Source organism: Actinoplanes sp. NPDC023714 (assembly GCF_040639855.1).
In the GTDB taxonomy this organism is placed as follows: Bacteria; Actinomycetota; Actinomycetes; order Mycobacteriales; family Micromonosporaceae; genus Actinoplanes.
Window position 1 is genome coordinate 18,663 of sequence record NZ_JBFAAR010000015.1, and the last position, 12,704, is coordinate 31,366.

General features: G+C 71.4%; 12 protein-coding genes and 1 pseudogene. 5 read left to right on the forward strand and 8 right to left on the reverse strand.

What is annotated here, in order from left to right:
• Nucleotides 1-70 precede the first annotated feature (70 nt).
• Together AB0G10_RS40120 and AB0G10_RS40125 are read left to right on the forward strand one after the other, a co-directional pair.
• Complete coding sequence (locus tag AB0G10_RS40120) at nt 71-484, forward strand: hypothetical protein (RefSeq protein WP_360934695.1); 414 nt, start codon at nt 71-73, stop codon at nt 482-484.
• Nucleotides 485-686: 202 nt separating this feature from the next.
• Nucleotides 687-1,730, forward strand: coding sequence for a lytic polysaccharide monooxygenase (locus AB0G10_RS40125; protein WP_360934698.1), 1,044 nt, complete (start codon nt 687-689; stop codon nt 1,728-1,730).
• Between the two features lie 531 nt (nt 1,731-2,261).
• Here AB0G10_RS40125 and AB0G10_RS40130 read toward each other — a convergent pair.
• From AB0G10_RS40130 to pcaH, 6 genes and pseudogenes are all read right to left on the reverse strand, one after another.
• Nucleotides 2,262-3,128, reverse strand: coding sequence for a hypothetical protein (locus AB0G10_RS40130; protein ID WP_360934700.1), 867 nt, complete (start codon nt 3,126-3,128; stop codon nt 2,262-2,264).
• A 46-nt stretch (nt 3,129-3,174) separates the two neighbouring features.
• Nucleotides 3,175-3,564 (reverse strand): 4-carboxymuconolactone decarboxylase, encoded by a 390-nt coding sequence (gene pcaC / locus AB0G10_RS40135; protein WP_360935197.1) that lies wholly within the window; start codon nt 3,562-3,564, stop codon nt 3,175-3,177.
• A gap of 15 nt (nt 3,565-3,579) precedes the next feature.
• A pseudogene (locus AB0G10_RS40140) lies at nt 3,580-4,302 on the reverse strand (alpha/beta hydrolase); the annotation flags it as partial.
• 3 nt (nt 4,303-4,305) lie between these two features.
• Nucleotides 4,306-5,502: a lyase family protein gene (locus AB0G10_RS40145; RefSeq protein WP_360934703.1), complete on the reverse strand. Its 1,197-nt coding sequence runs from the start codon at nt 5,500-5,502 to the stop codon at nt 4,306-4,308.
• Nucleotides 5,503-5,530: 28 nt separating this feature from the next.
• The gene (gene pcaG, locus AB0G10_RS40150; protein ID WP_360934706.1) at nt 5,531-6,094 is read right to left on the reverse strand and encodes a protocatechuate 3,4-dioxygenase subunit alpha; all 564 of its coding nucleotides are present in this window, start codon (nt 6,092-6,094) and stop codon (nt 5,531-5,533) included.
• Nucleotides 6,091-6,834: a protocatechuate 3,4-dioxygenase subunit beta gene (gene pcaH / locus AB0G10_RS40155; RefSeq protein WP_360935200.1), complete on the reverse strand. Its 744-nt coding sequence runs from the start codon at nt 6,832-6,834 to the stop codon at nt 6,091-6,093. The genes pcaG and pcaH overlap by 4 nt, the downstream gene beginning before the upstream one ends.
• 75 nt (nt 6,835-6,909) lie before the next feature.
• On the opposite strand from pcaH, the gene AB0G10_RS40160 reads away from it, so the two are divergent.
• Nucleotides 6,910-7,650 (forward strand): IclR family transcriptional regulator, encoded by a 741-nt coding sequence (locus AB0G10_RS40160; RefSeq protein WP_360934709.1) that lies wholly within the window; start codon nt 6,910-6,912, stop codon nt 7,648-7,650.
• A 40-nt stretch (nt 7,651-7,690) separates the two neighbouring features.
• Complete coding sequence (locus tag AB0G10_RS40165; protein ID WP_360934712.1) at nt 7,691-8,857, forward strand: 4-hydroxybenzoate 3-monooxygenase; 1,167 nt, start codon at nt 7,691-7,693, stop codon at nt 8,855-8,857.
• Here the strand turns inward: AB0G10_RS40165 and AB0G10_RS40170 are convergent.
• The gene (locus AB0G10_RS40170; RefSeq protein WP_360934715.1) at nt 8,840-9,616 is read right to left on the reverse strand and encodes a hypothetical protein; all 777 of its coding nucleotides are present in this window, start codon (nt 9,614-9,616) and stop codon (nt 8,840-8,842) included. The two genes, AB0G10_RS40165 and AB0G10_RS40170, sit on opposite strands and share 18 nt — an antisense overlap.
• A gap of 1,349 nt (nt 9,617-10,965) precedes the next feature.
• Complete coding sequence (locus AB0G10_RS40175; protein WP_360934718.1) at nt 10,966-12,312, reverse strand: TIGR04013 family B12-binding domain/radical SAM domain-containing protein; 1,347 nt, start codon at nt 12,310-12,312, stop codon at nt 10,966-10,968.
• 90 nt (nt 12,313-12,402) lie between these two features.
• On the opposite strand from AB0G10_RS40175, the gene AB0G10_RS40180 reads away from it, so the two are divergent.
• The gene (locus tag AB0G10_RS40180; protein WP_360934721.1) at nt 12,403-12,636 is read left to right on the forward strand and encodes a hypothetical protein; all 234 of its coding nucleotides are present in this window, start codon (nt 12,403-12,405) and stop codon (nt 12,634-12,636) included.
• The last annotated feature ends 68 nt before the right edge of the window (nt 12,637-12,704 follow it).

The window sequence follows — 12,704 nt, forward strand, 5'->3', positions numbered from 1 at the left end:
TATGAGCGCTTCCCTCCGGTTGGGGCGACGCGGCGGACCGGCCGCGGCGTATCGGCACGATCTGGGAGGCATGATGAAGCGCATTCCGATCCTCGCCGTGTTCACGGCCGTGGCGCTGCTTCCGGGCGCCGGCCCGGCCGCCGCGGAGGGCGATCGCGCGGGCGGGCGCGGGCTCGATGCCGTCGCTCGGGTCTTCGATCCGGACAGCCGGGTGGTGGCACTGGCCCGGTTCGTCGCCGAGGGGGATCGCTTCGAGCTGACGAAACGGGTGGACGGGGGCGGGCGGGCCTATCTGCAGTACAAGTACATCCGCACGGACGGCACGTTCCAGGGCGGGGAGCACTGGGGGCTTGCCGAGGCCGGCGGGACGGTCGTGTTCGATCACGACTTCGGGGAGGGGCGCAAGGTGCTCTTCCGGGTCTGCGCCGGCGCGCTCTGCAGCGGCACGAGTTCCGGGGAGAACTGGACCATTGCGTACGCCTGACGTCGATTGACTTTGATGAATTCATAAAGGAGGCTGTGGGCCAGCACTAGCCGCCGGAGCCACGCGGTCACGGGAGCATGGGCAGCTCCCGGCGAGTCCCCGCAGTGCGGCCGTCAACAGGTGACGGCCCGAGCTTCCGGAGTGCTGATCGCACATGACTTCCCCCGTACGCAAAAAGCTCTTGATCTCCGTTTTCTCCGCAATGATCCTCGCGGCTCTCGCCGTGCTCGTGGCGCCGAGCAGCCCGGCAGCGGCACACGGCAACGTGGTCGGCCCCGCGTCGCGCAACTACGGCTGCTTCGAGCGGTGGGGCTCGAAGTTCCAGGACCCGGCGATGGCGACCGAGGACCCGATGTGCTGGCAGGCCTGGCAGGCCAACCCGAACGCCATGTGGAACTGGAACGGCCTGTTCCGCGAGGGTGTGGCGGGCCAGCACGAGACCGCCATCCCGGACGGTCAGCTGTGCAGTGGCGGGCGCACCGAGGGTGGCCGCTACAACGCCATGGACACCGTGGGTGACTGGAAGGCGACCTCGATCGGCAACTCGTTCACGGTGTCGCTGTTCGACGGGGCGCGGCACGGCGCCGACTACATCCGCGTCTACGTGACGAAGCCCGGGTTCAATCCGACGACGACCGCGTTGAAGTGGTCGGATCTGCAACTGATCAAGACGGTGCCGAACACGCCCGCCGCGCAGTGGACCCAGCAGCTGTCGAACGGTGTGCAGATGGAGATCCCGGTGAGCGTCTCCGGGCGTTCCGGGCGGGCCATGGTCTACACGATCTGGCAGGCCAGCCACTTGGACCAGTCGTACTACTTCTGTAGTGACGTCAACTTCGGTGGCAGCCAGCCGTCGACGCCGCCGTCCTCCTCGCCGTCGTCGTCGCCCTCGTCGTCACCGTCCGTGTCGCCTTCGGTGTCTCCGTCCGTGTCGACTCCCCCGGTCACCGGCTCCTGCGCGGCCTCCTACGCGGTGACCTCGCAGTGGTCCGGCGGCTTCCAGGGCGAGGTGAAGGTGACCGCCGGCAGCGCGGCGATCAAGAGCTGGACGGTGGCTCTCACCTACCCCGGCACGCCGCCTGTCCAGCAGGCCTGGAACGCGACGATCACGACGAACGGCAACACGGTCAGCGCCGTGAACGCGGCCTACAACGGCAGCGTGGCGGCGGGTGCGAGCACGAGCTTCGGCTTCCTCGGCTCGGGGACCTCGACGACGCCGACCCTCACGTGCAACGCGACCACATGACATCTCGCGCGACGCATTGAACTTTGTTACATTGGCGTTAATGGGAGCGCTCCCAGGTTGTTGGACAGGTAGCTGAACCGTCCCCATCACCATCCCCCGAAGAATGGAGGCGAACACCACCCGCGTGGCACGGCTCCGTCCACGCCAGTGCTGTGACTCCAGACGGGAATGAGGATGCCCCGCCCATTCCCGTCAACCAATCCCCATAGGCGTGACTCGATGCGGCGTTTTCCACGTCGGCAGTCGGGTGCGCCCGCTCCGAAGCGCTGTGGCCCGGCCCCCTCCATCCGGTCGGGCCACAGTGCTGCACCCAACCCGGCCGGTCCGGTCGAGGCCAGCGGCGCCCCCACCGCGGCGAAAGCGGGCCGGTCAGGACGGCCGGCTGCACGCCAGGGCTGTCTTCGCGCCCGAAATGTCGCCCGCTGGTACAGCCAGGCCCGACTGGCTGAACCACAGGGCTGCCTGAGCGCCCGAAATGTCGCCCTCCCGTAACAGCCGAGGGCTCGGTGAGGACGAACGGCGAGGGGTCGGTCAAGGGCGGGGACTCAGGCCCAGGGTGCTCTGGCGGGGCAGGACGCCGGAGGCCGCTATCTCCCCCGCGAGCGGGCCGGCCAGCTGGACGAAACGACCCACGTCGGTGCCGAGGGCCTTCCACGGGCCGGCGGCGAGTTCGCTGGTGCGCTGCTCCAGCTCGGCCCGGGCCTTGACGCCCTGGTCGGTGGCGGTGCCGTCGGGGTGTACCCAGCCCCGGGTGAGCAGGCGCTCCCGGGCCGCGTCCCACTCGTCCGGGGTCCAGCCCCGGCTCGCGAAGACCGACTCCGGCGCGGCGCCCACGGCGGCGAACGACACGAGCAGCTCGCAGGGATCGAACCCGGACACCAGCGCGGCCGCCACGTGACCGTCGCCGCGGTGCTCGCGCAGGATGGTCGCCGCCTGCCAGAGCACGAGGTGGGGCCGGCCGGGCCAGGGCAGGTCGGCGTTCGCGGCGGCGAGCGGACGGCCGGCCGTGTCCGCCGCCGAGGCCGCCCGGCGGGCCAGCGCGGCCACCTCGCCGAGGGACGCCACCCGTTCGTCGCCGAGGAGGGAGCGCAGGGCACGGTCGACGGCCACGAGGCGGCGCTCCAGCAGCACCCCGGGCGCGGCCACCTCCCACGCCGCCGGCACGTGGGCGGCGACCACGCGCGGGCTGAAGCTGTAGAACGCCGAGGTCACGGCGGTCGCGCCGACCGAGCCGAGCGGGGCGGCCCGCCAGGCGAAGTAGCTCGGCCAGCGGGTGTCCACGTCGTATCCGAGCTTCGCCGCCTCCTCGGACACCTCCGGCGCGTAGTAGAGGATCGCGTGCAGCGGCTCCACGATCCGCCAGAGCTGTCGTGCGAGGCCGTCCACCGCTGCATTCATGGCGCCGATCAAAGCACAGGAATGCGACAGCCGCCCGCAACAGATGTCATCCGTCGATGTCGGTCAGGACCTTCTGCGCTATCCGGAAAGCCGTGTTCGCGGCCGGGACGCCGCAATAGATGGCCGTCTGGAGAATGAGCTCCTTGATCTCCTCGTTCGAGAGGCCGTTCGTCCGTGCCGCCCGCACGTGCATCGCCAATTCCTCGTGATGTCCGAGAGCGATCAGAGCGGTCAGCGTGATGAGGGAGCGGTCGCGGCGGGCCAGGCCGTCCCGGGTCCAGATCTCGCCCCAGGCGTACCGGGTGATCAGATCCTGGAAGTCGCGGGTGAAGGCGGTGGTGCCGGCCGTGGCGCGGTCCACGTGGGCCGGCCCGAGCACCTCGCGGCGGACCGCGATGCCGGCCGAGCGGGTCGGGTCGAAGTGCTGGTCGAGCAGGAACGCGACGACCTCCGGGGACTCGGCGGGCGCCAGGTGGGCGACGTCGTCGAGGACCACGAGGCGGCCGTTCACCACGGTGTCGGCGATCAGTTCCAGTCCTGAGGGCGGCGTCGGCTTGTCGTGCGCCCCGGCCACCGCGAGGACCGGCGCGGCGATCTCGGACAGCCGATCACGGACGTCGAAGGACGCGAGCGCCTCGCAGGCCCGGGCGTAGCTCTCGTCGTCGGCGGCCCTGAGCGCATCCAGCAATTCGCCCGAGACGTCCGGGGAGGAAGCCACGAAACCGGGCGCGAACCACCGCTCGATCGACCCGGAGACCACGGCCTCGGTGCCGGACGCCCGGACCAGCGCCGCCCGCTCGTGCCACGCCGCCGCCTCACCGATCCGGGCGCCGGTGCAGAGCAGGACCGCGGCCGGGACCCGGGCCGGGTAGTCGAGCAGCAACTGCAGGCCGATCGCGCCGCCGATCGAGTCCCCGGCGTAGAAGAACGACGAGGACGGCCGAATCTGATCAGCCAGTTCGATCACCTGAACGGCCAGGTCGGCGATCGTGAAGGGCGCGGCGGACGGCTCGCTCGCGCCGTGGCCGGGCAGGTCGAAGCCGACCACGTGGTACCGCCCGTAGAGCCGGGACGCGCACCGCCGCCAGAGCGACTCGACGCTGGTGCCGACGGACGACCCGAGCAGCAGCAACGGCCGGTCGGGGGCATCCGAGAAGACGGTCACGCTGAGCACGAGCTACTCCTTAGCGCGGGCGATCGCCGCGTCGATGATCTGGTCGGTGGCCCCGCGGTAGGAGGCGGCGCCGGGGGCGATCGAGCGCTGCTCGGCGTCGATCCCGGGGCGAGCCGCGGTCAGGTTCGCGGTCATCCAGGCGGTCTCCACGCGCAGGCCGGCCAGCAGCTCGGTGGTCTGGCCGGCGGCCACCGCGGTCCGGCGGGCGAGGGTACGCAGGGTGTCCCACTCGACGTGCCAGCCGCCGTCCGGCCGCTCGTCGACGGCGCAGGCCGCGGCCGTGTGCATCAGCGCGGCGAGCGGCGGGCCGGCCAGCGCGGCCCGGCGGATCAGGATGCTGAGGACCGGGTTCTGCTTGTTCGGCATGGCGGACGAGCCGCCCCGGCCCTCGACGGCGCCCTCGGTGAGCTCGTGCACCTCGGGGCGGGCCGCCACGAGGACGTCGCCGGCGATCCGGCCCCACGCGTCGGTGCAGGTCACCAGCGCGTCGGCGGCGCCGGTGAACGGCGACCGGGCGGTGTGCCAGGGTTCGCGGACCCGCAGGTCGAGCGCGCTCCCGACGGTCTCGATCAGGTCGCGGACCACGGCCGGGGAACCGGTCAGCGCGACCGGCGCGGCCAGCGAACCGGCCGCACCGCCGATCTGCAGGGGCAGGTCGAGGGCGGCGAGACGGTCCCGGGCGTCCAGCACGCCGGTCAGCCAGGTGGCGGCCTTGAGCCCGAACGTGATCGGGATGGCGTGCTGGGTCAGGGTGCGGCCGGCCATCGCGGTGTCCCGGTGCCGGTCGGCGAGCCGGACCAGGGACGCGATCTGCCCGCGCAGGTCGTCCCGCACCTGCCGGAGGGCGTCGCGCAGGCACAGCACCAGGGCGGTGTCGAGCACGTCCTGGCTGGTGAGGCCCTTGTGGAGCCATTCCGCGGCGGCCGGGTTGCGCGCCTTGAGCCGCTTGCGGACCAGCTTCAGCAGCGGGATCACCGGGTTGCCGCCGGCCTCGGCGTCGTGCCCGAGGGCCGGTACGTCGTCCGGCCCGACCAGGCCGGTCAGGTGGTCCCGGGCGTCCGGCCCGGCGACGCCGTGCAGGACGAGGGCGTCCAGCCAGGCCGCCTCGACCGCGACGAGAGCGGCCAGCACCGCCGCGTCGCTGAACAGGTCACCGGCACGGTCGTCACCCGGCCAGAGCACGCCGCTCACGACGTACACCGCAGCATTTGATCTTGAAAGAGACCGATCAGGCCCATGCGTCCTTCAGACGGGGGTAGGTGAGGAAGACGGTCTCGGCGGCGCCCTGAAGATGCACGTCGAAGACCAGGCCGTCGGGCTCGCGCCGGCAGATGAGCGTGTGCCGGCGGTCCGGGGCGACCGACTCGAGCAGCGTGTCGGAGGCGAGCACGTCGGGGTCGTCGGGAAGGTAGGCCCGGGTGAAGAGGCGGTCGAGCAGACCACGGGCGAAAACGGTCACGGCGAAGAACGGGGCCCGGCCCGGCTCGGTCGCGCCCGGCTCCAGCGTGAAGAACTGGTAGTGGCCGTCCGGGTCGGTCGCGGCGCGGCCCCAGCCGGTGAAGGTCCAGCCGTCGCGGCGCAGCGAGCCCGGCCGGCGCAGGACGGCGCCCTGCGGGTCGGCCTGCCAGATTTCCAGGACCGCGTCCGGAACCGGATTGCCGGCGCCGTCGGTGACCCGGCCGTGCAGGCGGACCGCGCGCGGACTGGCCGGCGGGACCAGCTCGTTCATCTGCGGATATTCGAGGCCCAGGTGGAAGAAGGGGCCGACGGTCTGTCCGGGAACGGCGCTCATGCGTCGTGCTCCTCGTTGTCGAGCGGCGTGCGGTGGGTGCCGGTCAGGACGATGTCCCAGCGGTAGCCGGTGCTCCACTCCGGGGTGGTGACGTCGTGGTCGTACTGCGCGATGAGCAGCTCCCGCGCCTTCGGGTCGGTGATCGACTGGTAGATCGGGTCGTACGCGAAGAGCGGGTCGCCCGGAAAGTACATCTGCGTGACCAGGCGCTGCGTGAAGTCGTGGCCGAACAGTGAGAAGTGGATGTGCGCGGGCCGCCAGGCGTTGATGTGGTTGCGCCACGGATAGGGCCCCGGCTTGATCGTCTGGAACCGGTACGACCCGTCCGGCCCGGTGATGCAGCGCCCCACCCCGGTGAAGTTGGGGTCGTGCGGCGCCGGGTGCTGGTCGCGCTGGTGCCGGTAGCGGCCCGCCGCGTTCGCCTGCCACACCTCGACGAGCTGGTTCGCGACCGGCCGGCCGTCGCCGTCGAGCACCCGGCCGGTCACCACGATCCGCTCGCCGAGCGGGGTGCCGGCGTGCTGGATGGTCAGGTCGGCCTCGTCGACCGCCACGTCGCGGTGGCCGAACGCGGGCGCCCACAGCTCGACCGACTCCGGGTCGACCAGGTGCGCGGGCTGTTTCGGGTGCCGCAGGACGGAACTGCGGTACGGGGCGTAGTCGACCTTCGGTTGCGGACCGCCGGGATGCCGCGCTGCCGCCTCGATCTCCTGGTTGATGTCAGCTTGTGACGACTCCATGTTCACGTCCCGGACGCTAGGCGGTCCTCGTGGTCACAGCGACAATAGCCTTCCACTGAACGGAAGGGGGAGATCATGGGTGCCTCCGTCACGTCCCGCGCGCTGGCCATCCTCGGCGCCTTCGACGGGGAGAACCGCGCCCTGTCGCTGACCGATCTGGCCCGGCGCGCCGGGCTGCCCCTCGCCACCACGCATCGCCTGGTCGGCGAGCTGCACCGGTGGGGCGCGCTGGCCCGGGAGCCGGGCGGCGACTACGTGATCGGGCGGCGGATCTGGCAACTCGGGCTGCTCGCGCCGGTGCAGAGCGGGCTCCGCCAGGCGGCTTCCCCATTTTTGCACGATTTGTACGGCACGACGCTCGCCACCGTGCATCTGGCCGTCCGCGAGGGGCTCGAGGTGCTCTACGTCGAGCGGCTCGCCGGCCACGTCTCGGTACCGGTGGTGAGCCGGGTGGGGTCGCGGCTGCCGATGCACGCGACAGGCGTCGGGAAGGTGCTGCTCGCCTATGCGCCCGACGACATCACAACGGACGTTCTGAAGAGCCTGACCAGGATCACGGCGTACACCATCACCCAGCCGGCCCGCCTCCTCGACCAGCTCAAACGGGTCCGCGCCGAGGGCTATGCGACCACCGGGGAGGAGATGAGCCTGGGCGCCTGCTCGGTGGCCGTCCCGGTCCGGCACGGCGACACCGTGGTGGCCGCGCTCGGCATCGTCGTCCCCGATCTGCGGCGTCAGCTGCCCCGCCTCGTCTCAGCCCTCCAGGTCGCGGCGCACGGCATCGGACGGACACTGGCTTCCGTCCAGTGGAAATAGGGTATTGCTCTCGGCCACGGCACTCGCCGACGCTGAGGGCATGCGTACCCAGGTCGCCATCATCGGCGCCGGCCCGGCCGGCCTGCTTCTTTCCCACCTCCTCGCCCAGGGCGGCGTCGAGTCGGTGGTCCTCGAGACCCGATCCGAGGAGTACGTCGCGGCCCGGATCCGCGCCGGCATCCTGGAGCACTCGAGCGTCGAGCTTCTGGAGTCGGCGGGGCTCGGCGACCGGATCCGGGCCGAGGGCGACCACCACCGGGGCATCTATCTGCAGTGGCCCGGGGAGCGGCACCACCTCGACTTCATGGATCTCGCCGGCCGCAGCGTGTGGGTCTACGGTCAGACGGAGGTTCAGAAGGACCTCATCAAGGCTCGCGCCGCACAGGGTCAAGAGATCCACTACGAGGTGCAGGACGTCGCACTGCACGACCTCGAGGATCGACCTTTCGTGACATTTACCGATAAATTCGGGCAGAGCCAGCGCATCGACGCGGAGGCGATCGCCGGCTGCGACGGCTCCTTCGGCCCGAGCCGCAACGCGGTCCCGGCCGCGGAGAAATACGAGAAGATCTATCCCTACTCCTGGCTCGGCATCCTCGCCGACGTGGCCCCCTCCACCGACGAGCTGATCTACGCCTGGCACCCGGACGGCTTCGCCCTGCACTCGATGCGCTCGGCCACGGTGAGCCGCCTCTACCTGCAGGTCCCGAACGGCACCGACCCGCAGTCCTGGTCCGACGACCGGATCTGGGACGAGCTCGCCACCCGCCTCGGCCACGGCCAGAACGGCTGGAAGCTCACCCCCGGCCCGATCACCGACAAGAGCGTGCTGCCGATGCGCAGCTACGTGCAGACGCCGATGCGGCACGGCTCGCTGTTCCTGGCCGGCGACGCCGCGCACATCGTCCCGCCGACCGGCGCGAAGGGCCTCAACCTCGCGATCGCCGACGTGGCGCTGCTCAGCAGGGCGCTGGTCGCGCAGATCCGGGAGAGGTCGTCGGCGCTGATCGACAGCTACTCCGAGGACGCCCAGCGCCGGGTCTGGCGGTGCACCCACTTCTCCTGGTGGATGACGACGATGCTGCACACGTCCGGCGACCCGTTCGACGCGCAGCTCCAGCTCTCCCAGCTCAAGTGGGTGGCGAACAGCGAGGCCGGCGCCACCGGCCTCGCCGAGAACTACGCCGGCCTACCGATCGGGTACTGACTCCTCCGAGCGGGCCAGGAGAGCCCTGATGGCCGCCCCGATCCCGGGATGCACCGGGTAGCGGTGGCTCAGCCACTCGAAGGTGGCCCGGGCCGCCGCCACGTTGTGCGCGTAGCCCGGGACCATCGCGGCGAGCGGCAGCGCCGAGGCCGGGTAGGCGCGCTCCACCCGCCGGGTCACGTCGAACGGATCACGGTAGGGCGCGTCCCCGCTCGCCAGCCGGAGCAGCGAGATCACCCGGTCGACGGCGTGCGACTGGATGAGCCGGGACGCGCTCAGATGCTCGCCGCGCAACTCCCGGTGCAGGCCGGCGTAGAGGTTCGTGAGCGCCTCGTTCAGGTGGAAGTCGACGGTGTCGTAGGGCGTGCGCGGCATCGGCGCCTCGGACTGGGCCAGGCCGGGCGGCGCGTCGGCCCGGCGCCACACCACCTTCGCGGCGCAGAACGGGATCCGGGGCAGCTCGGCCGCCGTGAACACCGCGTACTCCGCGAAGACGCCGTCCTCGTAGAGCGCCTTCCGGCCGTTGCGCTCGTGGGCGAAGCTGAACAGAACCGGACAGGGCGCTTCGAGCCAGTCGAGGCGGTCGACGTACCGGGAGCGCGCGCCGTCCTCGACGATGACGAAGAAGTCCAGGTCGGAGTGTTCGTCGAGGCGGGCCCGCTGAGCACCCGCCGAGCCGAGCCCGAGCACCGCGATGGTGTCGTCCCGGCGGGCGAGGTGGGCGGCGAGCTCGTCCAGGCGGCGCAGCGTCGGTTGCATCGTGCCTCCGGAGATGTCGGTGGATACCTAAGGAGCATCACCGATCCGTAGCCGCATCCCAACCCCTAGCGTCGAGCCCATGATCGAGGAATTGCTCGGGGGACTTCCGCCGATCGTCGTCTACCTGGTCGTCGGCGCGCTCGTGACGCTGGAGACGGCCCTGCTCGCGGGCGTGGTGCTGCCGTCCGCGACCGCGCTGATCGCGATGGGCCTGCTCGCCAACGCCGGCGTCGTCCCGTTCGTGCCCGCCCTGATCGTGGCGGTCGCGGCGGCGCTGCTGGGCGGCAACATCGCCTATCGCCGAGGCTCGTTCGCCGCGATGGGGCGGCACGCGCAGCGCACCGAGAAGCTGTTCGCCCGGCATGGGGGCCGCGCGATCTTCTTCGGTCAGTGGGTCGTCGGCGCCAGGACGCTGATGCCTCGTCTGGCCGCGCGGAACAACGTACCCATGAATCGCTTCCTCGCGTGGCACACGCCGGCGGCAAGCCTCTGGGCTGCATGGATGGTGGGCGCGAGCTATGCGGCAGGCGCGAGCTACGACGTTCTCGCCGCGCGCGCAGGACGCGCGGCAGGCGCGCTTGCAGCGCTGACGCTGATCATTCTGGGACTCATTCTGGCGGGCCGTTGGTTGGGGAAAAACCCCGATCCGGTACGAAGGATTCCCGTCGCGCTGCGTGATCTCCGGCCGTTCCGTGGTCTCGGGGGTGCGGAACCGCGGCCCACCCGGATGGCCATGCTGAGCCTCGCCGTCCTGATCGTCATGGCCGCGCTGCTGGTCACCGTGGTCCCCGCGGTGGTCCGCTTCAGCGGCCTCGCGGCCACCGACGAGACGATCCTGACCTGGGCGCGCGGCCAGTGGACCTCGGACGGCTACCTGTTCGCGCTGGAGACCGCGACGACGCTGGTCCCGGAGGCCCTGATCGCCCTCGCCGTCGTGGTGTCCCTGCTCCGGGCCCTGCTGGCACGCCGCCCCCTCACCGCCGCCCTCTGGCCGGTGTCACCCGCCGTGATCCTGGCCGTGGCGCTGGAGATGTCCATGCTGCCCGGCTGGCAGGCCGTCGACGCCGTGACGTTCCCCGGTCCCGACGAGTTCGACGGCCTGTTACCGCAGGACGCCCCGGCGATCGCCCTGGCCACCATGTCCGCCGGTCAGACCGCCCAGGTGGCCGCCGCGGCGGGCCTGCTCGCCTGGCTGGTCGCCCTGAACCTGCCGTGGAAGTGGAAGGTCACCGTCTGGACGGCCGCCGCCACCCTGGTCACCCTCGGTGCCGGCTCCTGGATCTACCTGGGCTGGAGCCGGACCAGTGAGACCGTCGCGGCCGTGGCGCTCGGGGCGGCGTGGGCGGCCCTCAACGCGGCGATCTGGTCCCGGCGCCCGGCTCGTCCGTCGGCTTCGGGATGGTCGGCAGCAGTGTCCGGCTGCGGCCCGGACGCGGGTACGCCTCGGCCGCCGCGGCGAGCCGGACCGCGTGGTCACGCTGCTTCTGCCAGTGGCCGTACAGTGCGCCCCGCCGCGAAAGCCGGTCGACCTCGCTGATCGTCTCCGGGTCGACGTCGCCGGCCGGGGCGTCCCGCCACGGCGTGCCGGGCAGCGGCATGAACGTGTGCGCGTGGATCCGGGCGCCGATGTCGGCGAGATCCCGGGCCAGGGCGAGCGACGCCTGCACGTCGGCTTCACCCTCCCCCGGCATCCCGAAGATCATGTCCACGTTGATCCGGAAGCCCTCCTCGACGGCGAGCCGGGCCGCCCGCCGCACCTCCTCGACGTCGTGCCCCCGCTTGGCAGCGCCGAGCACCCGATCAGAACCGGACTGCGCCCCCACGATGATGTTGTTGTTGGCGCAGTGCTTCTTGACGATCCGCAGCGCCTGCCGGCTGACGTGCTCGGGCCGGATCTCACTCGGGAACGACCCGAAGAACACCCGCCCGTCCGGCCCGATCCCCTCCTTGCAGGACGCGAGCATCTCCTCCACGGCGTCGAGGTCCGGCTCCTCGGTCTGGGTGCCCCAGGACAGCGCCGTCGGCGTGATGAACCGGACGTCCCGCAGCCCGCGCGCCCGCATCTGATCGACGTGCCACCGGATGTTCTCGAGACTGCGATGCCGGAATCGGGCCGAGAACATGAACGGCGTCTGACAGAACCGGCAGGCGTAGATGCACCCGCGCGTGATCTCGAGGGCGTTGAACCTGTCCCACTTGAGGGCGAAGCCCGGGAACTCGTTGAGGTCGCGCTGCTTCGCCTTGCCCGTCCGCTTCACCTCGCCGGCGGCGTCGCGGTAGGCCAGGCCCGGGATGCCGGTCGGGTCGCCCTTGGCGTCGACCAGCGCGGTCAGGGTGGTCTCGCCCTCCCCGATCGCCGCCATGTCCCACCCGGCGTCGAGCGTCTGCACCGGCTCGGCGGTGGCATGCACTCCTCCGGCAAGGTGGGTGACGTTCGGGCCGTCGGCGAGGGCTCTGATCTGCTTCAACTCCTCGGCGAGTGCGGCGGCGTCGGGTGAGTAGAAGGACCAGAGCACCAGCACCCGCGTGGACCCGGCCTCGCGGATGTGCCGTGCGGTCTCCTCGACACTCTCGCCGAACTCGACCTCGTAGCCGGTGGTGGTCTCGTGCTCGCCCAAGGCGCCCAGCAGCACGTGGAAGCCGTAGGTCACCGCCTTGCGGTAACGCAGCACCAGGACCAGCTCAGGAGCACCCATGCCGGAATTCTGCCAGCCGCCTCACTGCTCACGCCGTCGCGGGCGCTCGGGGGTGGACCACCGACGCACCGATTGGCGACCATCACTGCCATGACACCCGACCAGCATCGCGCTCGCGCCAAGGAACTCACTGAGGCCGCCGACGGCCTGTATCGGACCATCGTCGAAGGTGAAATGCCGGTGGACGCCTTCGCCGACCGGCGGCTGACCGTCACGATCGCCCTGGCTCAGCTCCACGCCACCCTCGCCCTGGGGCCTGCATCCGGATGGCCGTCGCCCGTGCCGGCCGACGAGGTCGTCGACTACGGCGACGGCTTTCCGTAGTGACGTTCTCCCGGCATCGCCCGCCCGCGGGTGCTCACGTCCAGCCAGGGAGCCCTGGCCGCCGGGTG